Raw genomic sequence first — 14,759 nt, 5'->3', positions numbered from 1 at the left:
ATGCAGGTACCCGTACGTCAGGGCCTGCCCCGCGTTTCCGGCGGGGCACCGTGGCCGCCGGTGGAAGTTGCGGAGGTACCGGAGCCTAAGGGCGGCGCTGCGGCACATTCCGCACAGGCGGAAGACCCGGCACCGAACCCAGCTCACTTTGCGGCCGCAGAGTACGTCACCGTAACCCTGCGCCGCGGCCTGCCCCGCACCCCGGGCGGCCAACCCTGGCCCGCAGCGGAAACCGCCCAGGTCCCAGCACCGAAAATTTCCGCACAGGCGGAAGACCCGGCACCGAACCCAGCTCACTTTGCGGCCGCAGAGTACGTCACCGTCCCGCTGCGACGCGGTCTGCCCCGCACCCCGGGCGGCCAACCCTGGCCCGCAGCGGAAACCGCCCAGGTCCCGGCGCCAAAATTTTCCGCACAGGCGGAAGCACCGGCACCGGAGGCGGATCCCTCTGCGACCGCAGAGCCGGCAGCGCCGGCAGAGTCAGAAGAGCCGGCAGCGCACGTCACCCCGACGGCACCCGCAACACCTGCCACACCCGCAACTCCTGCCGCTGCCGGCGGGTCGACGGCGAAGCGTGCGGGGGGTGGCACGGAGGCGTCGAAAAGCACTCCTCACAACACCAAGCCCTGGCTGTGGGGCGGTATCCTCGTCGTGCTTGCGGCGATTGGTGTGCTGGCTGCGCGCTGGTTCGTCGGGACGGACACGGGCGCGGACTTCATTGCGCGCTACAGCGGCGCGCAGCCGCTGCCGGAAAGCGCGCCGGAGGGCTTCCCCGCGTGGCTGACGTGGTCGCACTTCTTCAACATGTTCCTTATGGCCATGATCATCAAGACTGGTCTGATGCAGCGTCGCGAGAAGAAGCCGGAGGCGTACTGGGCGCCGCGGAGCAGGCCGCGCGAGAAGATTTCGGTAAACCTGTGGCTGCACGTCGTACTGGACGTGGCCTGGGTCGTGCTTGGCGCGATCTTCTATGTGCTGCTGTTCACCACGGGCCAGTGGATGCGCATCGTGCCCACGAGCTGGGAGACCTTCCCCAACGCGGTGTCGGCGGGCATCCAATACCTGAGCCTAGATTGGCCGAACGAGAACCCGTGGGTGTTTTACAACTCCCTGCAGGAGCTGTCGTATTTCCTGGTGGTGTTCGTGGCGTCGCCGCTGGCGATCATCTCGGGTGCGCGCATGAGCCCGCTGTGGCCGAAGCAGTGGAACTTCATTTCCATGCGCGTGGCTCGCGCGCTCCACTTCCCCACCATGCTGTTCTTCGTCCTGTTCGTGATCATCCACGTCGCGCTCGTATTCACCACGGGCGTGCGCGGCAACCTCAACGCGATGTTCGCCGCCACCGACGACCCGACCGGGTGGACGGGCACGATCCTCTTCGTCATCGCCATCGCGGTCATCGCGGGCGGTTGGGCGCTCGCCCGGCCGATGTTCGTCGCGCCCATCGCTGCACGCACCGGCAACGTGACGCAGCGCTAGGGGCAGTCGCTTATCGACGCCCCCGTCACCCCGCCCGACTACGATGTCGGCCATGACGGAAACGATTCCCGAGCTCAAGCTCAACGACGGCACGCTGATCCCCCAACTCGGCTACGGGCTGCACCGCGTCGACCCCGCCCGCGCTGAGGAACTCACCCTCGCCGCGCTTGAGGCCGGGTACAGGCACCTGGACACCGCCTTCATCTACCACAACGAGGAGGGCGTCGGCCGCGCCATTGCCGCCTCCGGCGTGCCCCGCGACGAGCTGTACGTGACCACGAAACTGTGGAACGGCCGGCACCGCGACGCCGACGCGGCGCTGTCCGAGTCCCTCGAGCGCCTGGGGTTGGACCACGTGGACCTGTACCTGATCCACTGGCCGGTCCCCTCGGAGGGCGCCTACGTGGACGCGTGGAGATCCATGGTCCAGCTGCGCGAGCAGGGGTTGACCACCTCCATCGGCGTCTCGAACTTCCTCCCCAGTCACATCCACGACCTGGAGATGGCTACCGATGTCACCCCGGCGGTCAACCAGGTCGAGCTGCACCCGCTGTTCCAGCGGTGGAAGGAACTCGACGCGATGCGGGTGCACGGGGTGGCCATCGAGGGGTGGGCGCCGCTGGGCGGCGGCAACCTGGACCTTTCCGACTACCCGGAGATCACCGACGCCGCCGAGGCGCACGGGAAGACGCCCGCCCAGGTGGTGCTGCGCTGGCACCTGCAGAACCGGGTAATCGTCTTCCCCAAAACCAACTCGCCGGAGCGCATGGCGGAGAACCTGGACATCTTCGACTTCGAGCTCAGCCACGACGAGATGGCCGCCATGATTGCGCTTGACGAGGAGGAGTTCGGACGATTCGGGCCGCACCCCGCGCACTACTCGGACATGTAGCCTTCAATTCCCAGCGCCGCGAGCTCGGCGCACAGGGCATCGATCTGCGCTGACGTGTGCGTCGCCATGAGGGTGACGCGCAGGATCGCTTGCCCGCGGGCCACGGTGGGCCAGCGGATGGCGGGCACGATGAACCCGCGCTCGAGCAGCTGAGCGGACGCCCGCATCGCGGCTTCCTCGTCGCCCACGTGGACCGGGATGATGGGGCCGGCGCCCGCGGGATCGATCGCGCCTTCGCCGCGGTTGGCGTTCCAGCGGGCGATGTTGGCGTGCAGGCGCTGCACCGGCTTGGGATCGGATTCGAGGACCTCGACCGCGGCGGTGATCGCTGCGCAGGTCGCCGGCGCCGGTGAAGTGGAAAAGACGAAGGAGCGCGCTTGCTGGCGCAGGAGTTGGGCAACCGGCGCGTTGGTCGCCACGGCAGCGCCCTCCGCCCCGAGTGCTTTGCTGGCAGTGATGAGCTGGATGTCGGGGCGCAGGCCGAAGTACTCGGGGAGGCCGCGGCCGGTGGCGCCGATGGTGCCGATGGCGTGGGCGTCGTCAAGCATGCTCCAGGCGCCCTTCTCCCGGCAGACCTCGAGCAGTGCGGGCAGCGGCGCGCAGACGCCGTCCATGGAGAACAGGCCGTCGGTGACCACGAGCGCGTGGGCGGTCGTGCGCTGGGACAGGGCGCGGGCGACGGCCCCGACGTCGCGATGCGGGGTGACGCGGACCTCGGCGCCGCTGGCCTTCGCCAGGCGGCAGCCGTCGATGATGCTGGCGTGGTTGCGCGCGTCCGAGACGATCGTGAGGCCGCCCGCGCTCGCGCACGCGGCGGCGAGGGCTTGGAGGGTGGACACGTTGGCCTGGTAGCCGGTGGCGAAAAGTACTGCATCGTCGTAGCCGGTCAGGCGCGCGCACGCGGCCTCGGTGGCCAGGTGGAGCTCGTTGGTGCCGGTGGTGAGGCGGGAGCCGCCCGAGCCCGCACCATAGGTGCGGATCGCGGCGATGGCGGCGTCGGCCAGGCGCGGATCCTCCGCTAAACCCAGGTAGTTGGAAGAGCTGAACAGGGCGGCGTCGGTGCGGTGTGCCCCGTCCCGGAGGCTCGCCTCGGCGCGCTGGGCGGTGGCGAAGACGGACGGGCTGCGCCACAGGCCGCGGGCGCGCCAGTCGTCGAGGCTGGCGGCGGCGACGTCGGCAAGCGTCTCGGCCTGCGGTGGCTGGCCGGGGGTCACTGCGCGTCCTCCTGCGAGGGAACGCGCACCAGTACCGGTTCTCGCTCCAGGTAGCGGAAGAGCGCGGCGGTGTCGGCGCCCTCGCGGACGAGGAAGGCGCGCGCACCCGCGGGCGAGCCGACCGGCTTGATGTTGGGGATGCGCGTGTACGTGCCGGCGTGGGCGACGTAGCCGGTGGTGTAGTCGGGGTCGTCGGAGATGCACAGCTCCGCGAGTACGTCGGGGTGCGCGGCGACCTTGCTGCTGAGGACGAGCGCCTCGCGGGCGGCGTCCTTGCCGGGCGCGGCCGTGGGGTCGACTGCAGCTGCGCTATCCACGTGGCTCACGCGCACGCCACGTTCGCGGTCGGGTTCCAGCCGCGCGCCGGTGCCCGCGCACACGAGCATGGCGCCGCGCATGTCCCGTGCGGCGAACGTGTCGCGGACCAGGGCGTCGGCGTGCGGGGTCAGCGGCGCGAGCAGCGCGCGGATCACCTGCTGCGCCTCACCTGGGTGGGCGCACTCCGCCACCTCCACGGCGAGCGCGGGGACGCGCCGGATCGCTTCGGGGTCGAGTGCTTCCACCGTGAGGTGCGTTTCGGCCGCCACGCCCTTGGGGTGGTCCAGCGCGCGCTGCGCAAGCTGCGCGCAGGTGGACGACACGCGCTCTGCGGGCACGATGCGCTCCGCGCCAGAGATGTGTCGGCCGTTGGAGCTCGCGCGCATGCGCACCGAAAAGTAGGTCATGTGACCCAACCTACACGCCGCCTTGTACAGTGTTCAATATCGCCACCAGCTGCAGCAATGAAAGGCTCCCATGACGCCCGACGAGATCACCGCGATCGACACCGCGCACATCTGGCACCCCTACGCCGCGCCCGGCTCCGGCAACCTCCCCGTCGTCCGGACCCACGGCGTCTTCCTCGAGCTCGCCGACGGGCGCACGCTTATCGACGCCATGTCGTCCTGGTGGGCCGCAGCCCACGGCCACGGGCACCCCCGCCTGGTCCGCGCCGCCCACGAACAGATCGACCGCATGTCGCACGTGATGTTCGGCGGGCTCACCCACGAACCGGCAGCACGCCTCACCCAAAACCTCCTCGAGCTGACCAGCGGCGAGGCGGGCCCGAACTACAGCCGCGTCTTCCTCGCAGACTCCGGCTCGGTGTCGGTGGAGGTGGCCATCAAGATGGCGCTGCAGTACGCCCGCGGCACCGGCCACCCGGAGCGCAACCGGCTGCTCACGTGGCGCTCCGGCTACCACGGCGACACCTTCGCCGCGATGAGCGTGTGCGACCCCGACGGTGGCATGCACTCGATGTGGAAGGGCGTGCTCGCCGAGCAGCGCTTCGCCCCCGCCCCGCCGGTACGCGGCGCGAGCGAGGACGCACGCGCCGCGTACCTCGCCGAGTTTGAGCAGCTCATCACCGACGACATTGCCGCAGTGGTGATCGAGCCCGTCGTCCAAGGCGCCGGCGGCATGCGCTTCCACGACGCTGAGCTGGTCCGCGGCGTGCGCGAGCTCTGCACGAAGCATGGCGCACTCCTGCTTGCAGACGAGATTGCCACCGGCTTCGGGCGCACCGGTCAGCTCTTCACCACCCTCGACAACGGCGTGGTCCCCGACATCCTGTGCGTGGGCAAGGCGATCACGGGCGGGTTCATGACGCTCGCCGCGGTGCTCACCACCGACGAGGTCGCAGCCGGCATGGAGCCGTCGGCGATCATGCACGGGCCAACGTTCATGGGCAACCCGCTCGCCTGCGCCGTGGCCGCCGAGGCGACCGACATCATCGCCGAGGGTGACTGGCGCGAGCAGACTCGCAACATCGAAACCTGGCTTACCCAGGCACTTGCGCCCGCGCGCAACATCGCCGGCGTCGCCGACGTGCGGGTTCTCGGCGCCATTGGCGTGGTGGAGATGGCGTTCGACGTGGACATGGCCGCCACCACGCAGGCCGCGGTGGACCAGGGCGTGTGGATCAGGCCGTTCGGGCGCAACATCTACACCATGCCGCCGTTTGTATGCACCGAGGACCAGGTCCGGCAGATCGGTCGGGCCGTCGTCGCGGCCGCTGACGCGGCCGCAGCCGCACACAAGGAAACACAGGAGCAGGACCAATGATTGTTGTCATCACCGGTACAAACACTGACGTGGGCAAGACCATCGCCACCGCGGCGCTCGCATCGGCGTGGCAGGCGGATGGGACGGCCGTGCGCGTGGCCAAACCGCTGCAGACCGGAGAGCCGGACGGCTCCGGCGACGCCAACACGGTCGACCGTCTCACCGGCGTGGCCACGCACGAGTACGTCCGCTTCCCCGAGCCGCTCGCCCCCAACTTGTCGGCCCGGCGCGCCGGCATGCAGGTCCCGCCGCTGGGCGAGGTCTGCGATTGGATCCGGGCGCTCGACGCCGAGGACGGCGGCCGCGGCGTCACCCTCGTGGAGGGCGCGGGCGGCCTGCTGGTGCGGCTTGCAGACGACTACACCATCGCCGACATCGCCGCCGAGCTGGACGCACCCGTCGTTGTCGTGACCTCGCTGGGCTTGGGCAGCCTCAACGCCGCGGAACTGACGGTGCGCGAGGCGACGCGCCGCGGTGTGCGCGTCGCCGGGCTTATCGGCGGCATGCTGCCCGCGGAGCCGGACCTGGCGACGCGGCTCAACCTTGAGGAGCTGCCCGTGGTCACGGGCGTGAACGTCTGGGCAAGTATCCCCGCCGGCTCTGGCGCGCTGGAGCGCGATGCGTTTGCGCGGATGGCCGGGGCACTCGGCGTTCCCGCGCCGCCGCGGTAGCTCGGTCTAGAGCGGGCGGCCGACCTCGGATTGCGCGATCTCCTCCGCGTGGCGGATCACCTTGGCCAGCGCCGCCGCGACGTCGGCCTCCCGCTCGCCGCTCAGGATGTCCTTGCGCACCTCGATCATCACGCCCAGCACCTTCATGTTCTGGGTGAACTCGACGGGGATGTACACGCCGGTGAACGGGGTATTGCGCTCCACGTTGAACCCGGCGGCGGTGAACTCGCGGTCGGTCACGTCCGCAAGCAGCGCCGGGGTATGGATCGAGTGGGTGCCGATGCAGATGTCCGGCAGCAGCGTGCCGGGGTGGATCTGGTACTCGTCGGGCTGGTTGGAGTAGGAGTGCACGTCCACGATCACCGCGCCGTCGAGGGCGTCCAGGCGACCGCGGGTGAGCTCGGTGACGGCCTCTGCGTAGGGCTCGTAGTACTTCGCGCGCAGTTCGGTGGTGTCAAAACCCGCGGGGCGCAGCAGGTTGCCGTCGCCAAGCTTCATGTAGACGGCGCCGCGGCCTGAGGCGTCCATCGAGTCGCGCTCGTTGGAGAACCGCCCCGGGTCCGCCACCAGGCGCGACAGGTTGTTCACGATCATCCACGCGTCCACCCCGGACTGCTCGCGGGCGGCGGTGGCGAGCTCAAGCGTGCCGTCGTCCGTCACGCGGTCGAGCTCCTGCGCCAGCTGCGCGTCGGTGGCGACGAAGTCAGCGGCCACCTCCTCGGGGATCTCGCGCGAGGAGTGCGGGACGTGGATGATCACGGGGCATGCGGCCCCGCCCTGCGTAATGATGTAGTGCTCGGGCTGTGCGCTCATGCACAGAAGCGTAACCGGGATTTTAGGATTGCGCTGGGTTACCCGGCACCTCCGGAGCCACACCGGTCTCTTCGTACTTCGCCAGGATGTCAATGCGGCGCTGGTGGCGCTCCTCCTCGCTCCATGGCTGGGCGACGAAGGCGTCGACGATCTTCAGCGCCTCCTCCTCGGTGTGCATGCGCCCACCGATGCCGATGAGCTGGGCGTTGTTGTGCTCGCGCGCCAGCTTCGCCGTCTCCTCGGACCAGGCCAGGGCGCAGCGCGCGCCCTTCACCTTGTTCGCGGCGATCTGCTCGCCGTTGCCGGAGCCGCCCAGCACGATGCCGAGCGAGTCCGGGTTCGCCACCACTGCTTCAGCGGCGGCGATGCAAAACGCCGGGTAGTCATCGGCGGCGTCGTACTCGTGGGCGCCGCAGTCGATGACCTCGTGGCCTGCGTGCTCCAGGTGGGCTTTGATCTGGTTCTTTCGCTCGAAACCTGCGTGGTCTGCTCCAAGGTAAATTCGCATGCGCACAAGCCTACCTGCCACCCGGCCCGGCCAGGGCCCCTACGCCTGTTCGCGGACCTGCGGGTCCTCAGTGCGCGAGCGCTTCAGCTCGAAGAAGTAGGGGAAGGAGGCGAGGGACACGGAGGCGTCGAAAAGCTTGCCCGCCTCCTCGCCCTTGGGCACGCGGGTGATCACTGGGCCGAAGAAGGCGGTGTCGCCGAGCTTGACCACGGGCGTGCCGACCTCGTCGCCGACGTTGTCCATGGCCTGCTGGTGGTAGGCGCGCAGCTGGTCGTCGACGACCTCGGAGTTGGCCACATCCGCCAGCTGCGGCGGCAGACCGACCGCGTCGAGGGCCACGCCGATGATCTCGTCGTAGCCGCCAAAGCCTTGCTTGCCGCCCTGGCCCTCGGTGTGCACGAGCGTGCCCATCATCGTGTACAGCTCGTCGATCTTCTCGGGGAATTCGTCCTTCACCTTGGTGAACACGCGGGCCGGGCCCCAGTTCGCCTCCATCATGCGGGCGTAGGTCTCCGAGAGGTCGCGGCCGTCATTGAGCACGCTCAGGGACATCGGCACCCACTCGACCTCGATGTCGCGCACCTGCTCGACCTCCTTGATCCAGCGGGAGGTCAGCCAGCAAAATGGGCAAGAAACATCGAACCAAAAAGTGACTTGTTGGGTCATTACATTCTCCTTCGTGTGAGCGGTTGGCCCCCACAGTAGCTATTTCGCGCGTCCGAGTATGTTGGGGCCATGAAAACAAATCTGACTCGGGCCGACGCGCGGCACCGCGCCGCCCTCATTTCCAACGTCCACTACTCCATCGAGCTCGACGTTACTGGCGCCGAGCAGTTCCGCTCGCGCACCACGGTCACCTTCGATTCCCGTGCCGGCGAAACTTCCTTCGACCTGGTCGCGGACTCGTTCACGGCCACCCTGGACGGCTCGCCCGTCGAGGGCCGCGAGCTTTCGCTTACCGACGGCCAACACACCCTCAGCGTCGACGCCACCATCACCTACAACCGCACCGGCGAGGGCCTGCATAAATTCACCGACCCGGTGGACAACAAGGACTACCTCTACACCCAGTTCGAGCCCGCGATGGCGATGAAGGTCTTCGCCTGCTTCGACCAGCCGGACATCAAGGCCACCTACGACATCGCGGTGACCGCACCGGAGTCCTACACCGTGGTCCTCAATGCGCCGACCACGCGCGAGGGCAACACCTGGTCCGCCACCGTGGACTACCCCCTGTCCACCTACCTCATCGCCGTGATCGCCGGCGAGTACGAGCACGTCACCGACACCTACTCCGACGAGCACGGCGAGATCCCCCTGGGTATCTACGCCCGCGCCTCCCTCATGGAGCACCTGGACGCCGAGCGCCTGTTCCGCCAGACCAAGGACGGCTTCGCCTACTACCACAAGAACTTCGGCGTGGCCTACCCCTTTGGCAAGTACGACCAGATCTTCTGCCCCGAGTACAACATGGGCGCGATGGAAAACGCCGGCGCGGTGACCTTCCGCGACGAGTACGTGTTCACCTCCGAGCCCACCCCGTACCGCCTGGAGCGCCGCAACGACACCATCCTGCACGAGATGGCGCACATGTGGTTCGGCGACCTGGTCACCATGCAGTGGTGGGACGACCTGTGGCTCAACGAGTCCTTCGCCACCTGGTCCGCCGCCATCGCGCAGACCGAGATCGGCGAGTACCCGGACGCTTGGACCACTTTCGCCGCCGTGGAGAAGGCGTGGGCTTACCAGCAGGATCAGCTGCCCACCACGCACCCGATCGCGGCGGACGCGCCCGACATCGAGACCGCGGAGCAGAACTTCGACGGCATCACCTACGCCAAGGGCGCGTCCGTGCTCAAGCAGCTGCAGGCCTATGTGGGCCGCGACGAGTTTTTCGCCGGCGTCCACGAGCACTTCACCAACCACGCTCACGCCAACGCCACCTTCGCTGACCTGCTCTCCGCGCTGGAGAAGTCCTCGGGCCGCGACCTGTCGAGCTGGTCCGAGCAGTGGCTGCGCACCACCGGTGTCTCCGCGCTGCGCCCGGAAATCACCGAGGACTCCTTCGCCGTCGTGCAGGAATCCGACGTCATGCGCACCCACCGGGTTACCGTGGGGCTCTATTCGCTTATCGACGGCTCCGTCACCCGCACCCACCACGTCACCCTCGACGTCGACGGCGCGCGCACCGAGGTGCCAGAGCTCGCCGGCGTCGACCACGACCTGGCTCTGGTCAACGACGAGGACCTCACCTACTGCAAGATGGGCCTGACCCCCGCGCACCAGCGCTTCGCCCTGGACCACCTGGGCGAGATCACCGACCCGCTGGCGCGCACCCTCGTGTGGTCGTCGCTGTGGGAGTCCGTGCGCGACGGCCAGCTCCCGGCCCGCGAGTTCGTCCGCCTGGTGGCCAAGCACGGCGCCGCCGAGGACCAGCCGAGCGTGCAGGAGCGCCTGCTCGCCCAGGCCACCCTGGCGGTTAAGCAGTACGTCGACCCCGCCTGGCAGGCCGAGGGCTTCCGCCTGCTCAACGACGCCTTCCGCGGCGCCGAGCCGGCCGCAATTTTCGACCGCGCACTTGCCCGCCTCTCCCCGACGCCGGAGACGGTGGACTACCTCAAGCAGCTGCTCGAGCGCTCGGACAACCAGGAGGTGCGCTGGCTGGCCCTGACCAGCCTCATCGCCGCCGGCGAAGCGCCGCTCGAGGACGCGGAGAAGGAAGAGGACACCTCGTCCGAGGGCGTGATTTCGCGGTTGCGGTGCCGCGCGACCGTGGAGAAGCGATGGGCGTGGGACACGCTGGTCAATGAGGACCTGACCAACCTGGAGGCGCGCTACCTCATGGACGGGCTGAAGTTCAACGGCGACGAACTCGACGCGTTCACCGACGAGTACTTCCGCGTCGCGCCGGCGCTGTGGGACCGTCTGACCAATGAGATGGCGCAGCGCACCCTCGAGGGCATGTACCCGACCTGGGCGATCTCCGAAGAGGCCGTGCGCAAGGCGGACGCATTGCTTGACGACGCCTCCGTGTCCGCCGGCCTCAAGCGCATCCTCGCCGAGGGCCAGGACCGAGTCGCGCGCGCCGTGCGCAACCGCGCTGCAGACGCTGAAGGCGCTGCAGACGCTTAAAGCGCTGGCGAGGGTTGCTAAGGCGCGGCGCTAGAAGCGCGTGACCGCGCGGAGCTGCGCCACGTCCGGCCGGACGACGATGGTGGCGTAGGCGACGACGAGGCTCCCCTCGTACAGCTTGCGGGTCACGCGCTGCAGTGGCGCATTCGCCGCCATCTGGAGCCGACCGCGCTCCACATCTGTAGCCACGCCGGGGGTGACCACGTCCTCGCGCAGCGTTGCCGCCTCCGGCCGCCTGTCCGCCGTCAAAGTCAGGCTGCTCACGGCGTAGCCTTCCTCATATCTTGGGCGCACGTAGAGCGTCTCCGAAAACGCCGGGGCCCCGTCGGCATAGTGCACACGCTCCTCCGCATACACCTTGTCGCTGGCCCCGTCGCTGGCCCCGTCGCCGAGCTCGGCGTCGGTTTCGGTGTCTCCAAAGGCCGCGGCAACAACCCGAGGAGGGGTGATGCGTCCGGAAAACAGCAGTTTGGAGACGATGTCCACCCCTTTCTCCTCCAGCTGCGCCGCCAACCCGGTCGCCCCATTGAGGTCCACGACGGGCGGCAGCGCGCGCACAAACGTGCCCCCGGCTCGGCCGCGCTTGCGCTCAATGATGCCTTCAAGCTGCAACACATCAAGCGCGTGCCGCACTGTCATCCGGGCGACGTTGAACTGGTCGACTAGCTCGCGCTCGGGTGGGAGCTTGTCACCGGGCTTGAGTTCGTGAGACTCAATCCTGGTGCGCAGCGTCTCCGCGATACGGAGATACGCCGGTTTCGTCGCCATAGATACCTTCCCTCGCTCTCCCTCGCGCAATGGGAAAACTCCCAAGACGAGCAATTCGGCCGTTGATTTACGTTCATTTACACGCAGCCGTCAAAATTATTGAAAACGGCTGTGTAAATTTCTCTTCGATCAACGTTAATCAACAAAGGATGCAGTTACCCTGCATTCTTTCTACGCGCCCAACCGACAGTTGTTGTCAAATCAATGGTCTAAATTTGGACGAACGTCGCCCTTTCCGACCCCGGCAGCACACACCCAAACGGGTGCACACCTCCCCCCAATCACCCCCAAAAGGTACATTCCGACCGGACATGCATGCCATGCATGAAAAACCTTGAAATTACCCCCTATTAGGGGTCTAACTTCGATGCAATTTATGCACCCGCAGGTATAACGAGGTCACCAGGCGAACTCGCCGCACCGAGCTTCCTAGCGTCCGGCTTACAACGCCGCCACGGCTTGCTCGAGGTCGGCGATGAGATCGTCCACGTCCTCGATGCCCACCGAGATGCGAACCAACTCCGGCGGGACCTCGAGCGCCGACCCGTTGACCGCCAGGTGCGTCATGGTCGCCGGGTGCTCGACCAGACTCTCTACTCCACCGAGCGATTCTGCGAGGCAGAACAGCTTCGTCGACAAGCAAAACGCCTTCGCCTGCTCCTCGGTCTGGAATTCGACGGACACCATGCCGCCGAAGCGCGTCATCTGGCGCTTCGCCACCTCGTGGTTGGGGTGCGAGGCAAGCCCCGGGTAGTGGACCTTGGCCACACAGTCCTGGCGCTGGAGGAAATCGGCGACCGCCTCGGCATTATCGCAGTGGCGGTCCATGCGCACCGCAAGCGTCTTCAGGCCGCGGGCGGTGAGGTAGGTATCAAACGGTGACGGGATCGCGCCGACCCAGCCAAAGAAGAAGCGCAGGTCCTCCTCCAGATTCGCATCCTTGCCACACACGATGCCGCCAACGACGTCAGAGTGGCCACCGATGTACTTGGTGGTGGAGTGCAGCACCACGTCCGCGCCCAGCTCGAATGGCTTTTGCAGGTAGGGAGAGGCGAACGTGTTGTCCACGACGAGGGTTGCTGCACCTTTGGCCCTACTGATTGCCGTGATGTCCGCGATGTTTAGCAGCGGGTTCGTCGGAGTCTCCACCCAAATCACCTTGGTGTTGGGCTGGATCGCCGCAGTGACCGCGTCGGTGTCCGTAATGTCCACCACCGAGTTCTCCACGCCCCACAGCGTGAAGACCTGTTGGATGAGGCGGTAGGTGCCGCCGTAGGCGTCGTTCCCGATGACGATGTGGTCCCCGGGCTTGAGCAGGATGCGCAGTAGGGAGTCAATCGCCGCCATTCCGGAGGCGAACGCCACGCCGTAGTCCGCCCCCTCCAGCGCGGCGACGGTCTTCTCCAGCGCGGTCACGGTCGGGTTACCCACGCGCGTGTACTCGTACCCGCCGCGGAGCTTGGCCAACCCGTCCTGCGCGAATGTGGTGGAGGCGTAGATCGGCGCATTGATCGGTCCGTACAGGCTGTCAGGCTCGTACCCAGCGTGAATTGAATCTGTGGAGAACCCAGAGGTCATCGCGGTACCTTTCTTGTCGTCGCGGCCCCTCCGTGCGACGCATCCGTGCGGCGAGGGGAAGTTTCCCCGAAGTGTAGACCAAGCGGTTCATTTTGGGTGCGGAATGGGCGAATTTTATGCACAGGACGTTCGTTCCGTCTGGCCAGCACCGGCACATCCAGCCGGTTAAGATTGCACCTGATGAGCTATACAACAACACTTCTCGCAGCAGCATCGAAGGGCACCGAGGCGCGCGTTGACAGCGCCGTCTCCGGCCTCTCCACCTGGTGGAACGACCCCGACACGCAGCAAAACTTTGTCACCCGCCCCTTGTGGATCCTCCTGATCATCCTCGTGGCCTCCGTGCTGCAGTGGGTGCTCAACCGCCTGATCCGCCGCGGTGCCGAAAACGCAATCAAGAACCCGGGCAGCGGCGTGCCCTTCCGGCGCGGGGAACGCGACGTTGATTCGCCACAGGCGCGCTCGCAGGAGCAGCGCCGGCAGGCTCGCATCCGCACCCTGTCAAACGTGGGTCGCTCTGCGGTGGCCATTGTCATCTGGGTCTGGGCCATCATGGCGATCCTGGACCAGCTCGGCGTGAACGTCGCCCCACTCGTGGCCTCTGCAGGCATCGTCGGTGTCGCTCTCGGCTTCGGCGCGCAGTCGCTGGTCAAAGACTTCTTGTCCGGCATGTTCATCCTGCTTGAGAACCAGTACGGTGTGGGCGACGTCATCGCCGTCAATGACGTCGAGGGCACTGTCGAGGACATGACCATGCGCATCACCACGCTGCGCGACATCGACGGCACGCTCTGGTACATCCGCAACGGCGACATCGAGCAGGTTGGCAACAACTCAGACCGCTTCTCGGTCGCCCGTATGGAAGTCCCCGTCTCCTTGTTCGCCGACCCATCGAAGGCCGCAGACGTGATCCTGGATGCTGCCCGCGCCGCTGCCCAGAACGAGCGCGTCAGCCGCAACATCATCGGCGAGCCCGAGCTCCTCGGCGTATCCAGCTTCACTACCGACCACCTCACCTACCGCGTTACCGTAAACACCATGCCCGGCGAGCAGTGGGGCGTGAGTCGCTTCATGTACGAGCAGATCCTCGAGGCAATGCAGGAAGCCGACGTCCGCCTGCCGGGCTCCGAACCCACCCTCGTGCGCAATGACCCGCGCGACAAGATCACCGAAAGAGGGCCCTCCAATGACCAGTAACCCGCAGGAGCATTCGCTTTACGACGCCCTTGGCGCCGACTTTTTCCAACGCCTCGTCGAAGGCTTTTACAACCAGGTCAAAGAAGACGACCTCATCGGCCCGATGTACCCGGACCAGGACTGGGACGGCGCGCAGGACCGGCTCCGTTGGTTCCTCGTGCAGTACTGGGGCGGTCCCCGGACCTACCAGGAAAAGCGCGGCAACCCCATGCTGCGGCGCCGCCACTTCCCCTTCCCCATCGGCGAGCCAGAGGCGGATCGGTGGCTACACCTCATGGAAAATTCGCTGAACCAGTTTTCGGACGAGGAGCTCCCCGAGGCGTACCGCTTCGCCCTGTGGAACCACATGCAGCGCGTCGCCTACATGATGATCAACCAGGGTCCGCGCGCGTACTAAACGAGCG

At 67.2% G+C, this 14,759-nt stretch carries 14 protein-coding genes; 7 read left to right on the top strand and 7 right to left on the bottom strand.

Going from position 1 to position 14,759, the window contains the following annotated elements:
- Together CKJ84_RS07400 and CKJ84_RS07395 are read left to right on the top strand one after the other, a co-directional pair.
- On the top strand, positions 1 to 1,479 hold the full coding sequence (locus tag CKJ84_RS07400; RefSeq protein WP_095546485.1) for a cytochrome b/b6 domain-containing protein: 1,479 nt from the start codon (positions 1 to 3) through the stop codon (positions 1,477 to 1,479).
- 52 nt (positions 1,480 to 1,531) lie between these two features.
- Positions 1,532 to 2,371, top strand: a complete 840-nt coding sequence (locus tag CKJ84_RS07395) for an aldo/keto reductase (RefSeq protein ID WP_095546484.1) — start codon at positions 1,532 to 1,534, stop codon at positions 2,369 to 2,371.
- On the opposite strand, the gene CKJ84_RS07390 is transcribed toward CKJ84_RS07395, so the two are convergent.
- Together CKJ84_RS07390 and CKJ84_RS07385 are read right to left on the bottom strand one after the other, a co-directional pair.
- Complete coding sequence (locus CKJ84_RS07390; protein WP_095546483.1) at positions 2,356 to 3,585, bottom strand: 8-amino-7-oxononanoate synthase; 1,230 nt, start codon at positions 3,583 to 3,585, stop codon at positions 2,356 to 2,358. The two genes, CKJ84_RS07395 and CKJ84_RS07390, sit on opposite strands and share 16 nt — an antisense overlap.
- Entirely contained in the window at positions 3,582 to 4,310 is a 729-nt protein-coding gene (locus tag CKJ84_RS07385) for a 6-carboxyhexanoate--CoA ligase (protein ID WP_095546482.1), read from the bottom strand. The genes CKJ84_RS07390 and CKJ84_RS07385 overlap by 4 nt, the downstream gene beginning before the upstream one ends.
- Positions 4,311 to 4,380: 70 nt before the next feature.
- Between CKJ84_RS07385 and CKJ84_RS07380 the strand changes: the two genes are divergently transcribed.
- Positions 4,381 to 5,688 (top strand): adenosylmethionine--8-amino-7-oxononanoate transaminase, encoded by a 1,308-nt coding sequence (locus CKJ84_RS07380; RefSeq protein ID WP_095546481.1) that lies wholly within the window; start codon positions 4,381 to 4,383, stop codon positions 5,686 to 5,688.
- Positions 5,685 to 6,359 (top strand): dethiobiotin synthase, encoded by a 675-nt coding sequence (gene bioD, locus CKJ84_RS07375; protein WP_095537363.1) that lies wholly within the window; start codon positions 5,685 to 5,687, stop codon positions 6,357 to 6,359. Before CKJ84_RS07380 ends, bioD begins: the two co-directional genes overlap by 4 nt.
- Before the next feature lie 6 nt (positions 6,360 to 6,365).
- Here bioD and CKJ84_RS07370 read toward each other — a convergent pair whose 3' ends face one another.
- The 3 genes from CKJ84_RS07370 to CKJ84_RS07360 are packed head-to-tail and all read right to left on the bottom strand — an operon-like array spanning position 6,366 to position 8,346.
- A complete protein-coding gene (locus CKJ84_RS07370; protein WP_095546480.1) occupies positions 6,366 to 7,172 on the bottom strand; it encodes an N-formylglutamate amidohydrolase in 807 nt (268 codons plus the stop codon).
- Between the two features lie 22 nt (positions 7,173 to 7,194).
- Positions 7,195 to 7,680, bottom strand: coding sequence for a ribose-5-phosphate isomerase (locus CKJ84_RS07365; protein WP_095546615.1), 486 nt, complete (start codon positions 7,678 to 7,680; stop codon positions 7,195 to 7,197).
- Between the two features lie 39 nt (positions 7,681 to 7,719).
- Complete coding sequence (locus tag CKJ84_RS07360; protein WP_095546479.1) at positions 7,720 to 8,346, bottom strand: DsbA family protein; 627 nt, start codon at positions 8,344 to 8,346, stop codon at positions 7,720 to 7,722.
- Positions 8,347 to 8,415: 69 nt separating this feature from the next.
- On the opposite strand from CKJ84_RS07360, the gene pepN reads away from it, so the two are divergent.
- Positions 8,416 to 10,812, top strand: a complete 2,397-nt coding sequence (gene pepN / locus CKJ84_RS07355; RefSeq protein ID WP_095546478.1) for an aminopeptidase N — start codon at positions 8,416 to 8,418, stop codon at positions 10,810 to 10,812.
- A 30-nt stretch (positions 10,813 to 10,842) separates the two neighbouring features.
- Here the strand turns inward: pepN and CKJ84_RS07350 are convergent, their stop codons facing one another.
- Both CKJ84_RS07350 and CKJ84_RS07345 read right to left on the bottom strand, forming a co-directional pair.
- Positions 10,843 to 11,580, bottom strand: coding sequence for a GntR family transcriptional regulator (locus CKJ84_RS07350; RefSeq protein WP_095546477.1), 738 nt, complete (start codon positions 11,578 to 11,580; stop codon positions 10,843 to 10,845).
- Between the two features lie 441 nt (positions 11,581 to 12,021).
- Positions 12,022 to 13,158, bottom strand: coding sequence for a cystathionine gamma-synthase (locus CKJ84_RS07345; protein WP_095546476.1), 1,137 nt, complete (start codon positions 13,156 to 13,158; stop codon positions 12,022 to 12,024).
- Positions 13,159 to 13,338: 180 nt separating this feature from the next.
- Between CKJ84_RS07345 and CKJ84_RS07340 the strand changes: the two genes are divergently transcribed.
- Together CKJ84_RS07340 and CKJ84_RS07335 are read left to right on the top strand one after the other, a co-directional pair.
- Entirely contained in the window at positions 13,339 to 14,355 is a 1,017-nt protein-coding gene (locus tag CKJ84_RS07340; RefSeq protein WP_095546475.1) for a mechanosensitive ion channel family protein, read from the top strand.
- A complete protein-coding gene (locus CKJ84_RS07335; RefSeq protein ID WP_095275414.1) occupies positions 14,345 to 14,752 on the top strand; it encodes a globin in 408 nt (135 codons plus the stop codon). The genes CKJ84_RS07340 and CKJ84_RS07335 overlap by 11 nt, the downstream gene beginning before the upstream one ends.
- Positions 14,753 to 14,759 lie beyond the last annotated feature (7 nt).

Source organism: Corynebacterium sp. NML 120412 (genome assembly GCF_002285155.1).
GTDB lineage: Bacteria > Actinomycetota > Actinomycetes > Mycobacteriales > Mycobacteriaceae > Corynebacterium > Corynebacterium gottingense.
The sequence above is the reverse complement of the archived record's forward strand: the minus strand, read 5'-3'. Positions and strand labels throughout refer to the sequence as shown.

What these genes read in the sequence shown, in the direction of transcription:
- CKJ84_RS07400 (WP_095546485.1), top strand. Translation starts at nt 1, where the DNA reads ATGCAGGTACCCGTACGTCAGGGCCTGCCCCGCGTTTCCGGCGGGGCA.
- CKJ84_RS07395 (WP_095546484.1), top strand. Translation starts at nt 1,532, where the DNA reads ATGACGGAAACGATTCCCGAGCTCAAGCTCAACGACGGCACGCTGATC.
- CKJ84_RS07385 (WP_095546482.1), bottom strand. Translation starts at nt 4,310, where the DNA reads ATGACCTACTTTTCGGTGCGCATGCGCGCGAGCTCCAACGGCCGACAC.
- CKJ84_RS07380 (WP_095546481.1), top strand. Translation starts at nt 4,381, where the DNA reads ATGACGCCCGACGAGATCACCGCGATCGACACCGCGCACATCTGGCAC.
- bioD (WP_095537363.1), top strand. Translation starts at nt 5,685, where the DNA reads ATGATTGTTGTCATCACCGGTACAAACACTGACGTGGGCAAGACCATC.
- CKJ84_RS07370 (WP_095546480.1), bottom strand. Translation starts at nt 7,172, where the DNA reads ATGAGCGCACAGCCCGAGCACTACATCATTACGCAGGGCGGGGCCGCA.
- CKJ84_RS07365 (WP_095546615.1), bottom strand. Translation starts at nt 7,680, where the DNA reads ATGCGAATTTACCTTGGAGCAGACCACGCAGGTTTCGAGCGAAAGAAC.
- CKJ84_RS07360 (WP_095546479.1), bottom strand. Translation starts at nt 8,346, where the DNA reads ATGACCCAACAAGTCACTTTTTGGTTCGATGTTTCTTGCCCATTTTGC.
- pepN (WP_095546478.1), top strand. Translation starts at nt 8,416, where the DNA reads ATGAAAACAAATCTGACTCGGGCCGACGCGCGGCACCGCGCCGCCCTC.
- CKJ84_RS07350 (WP_095546477.1), bottom strand. Translation starts at nt 11,580, where the DNA reads ATGGCGACGAAACCGGCGTATCTCCGTATCGCGGAGACGCTGCGCACC.
- CKJ84_RS07345 (WP_095546476.1), bottom strand. Translation starts at nt 13,158, where the DNA reads ATGACCTCTGGGTTCTCCACAGATTCAATTCACGCTGGGTACGAGCCT.
- CKJ84_RS07340 (WP_095546475.1), top strand. Translation starts at nt 13,339, where the DNA reads ATGAGCTATACAACAACACTTCTCGCAGCAGCATCGAAGGGCACCGAG.
- CKJ84_RS07335 (WP_095275414.1), top strand. Translation starts at nt 14,345, where the DNA reads ATGACCAGTAACCCGCAGGAGCATTCGCTTTACGACGCCCTTGGCGCC.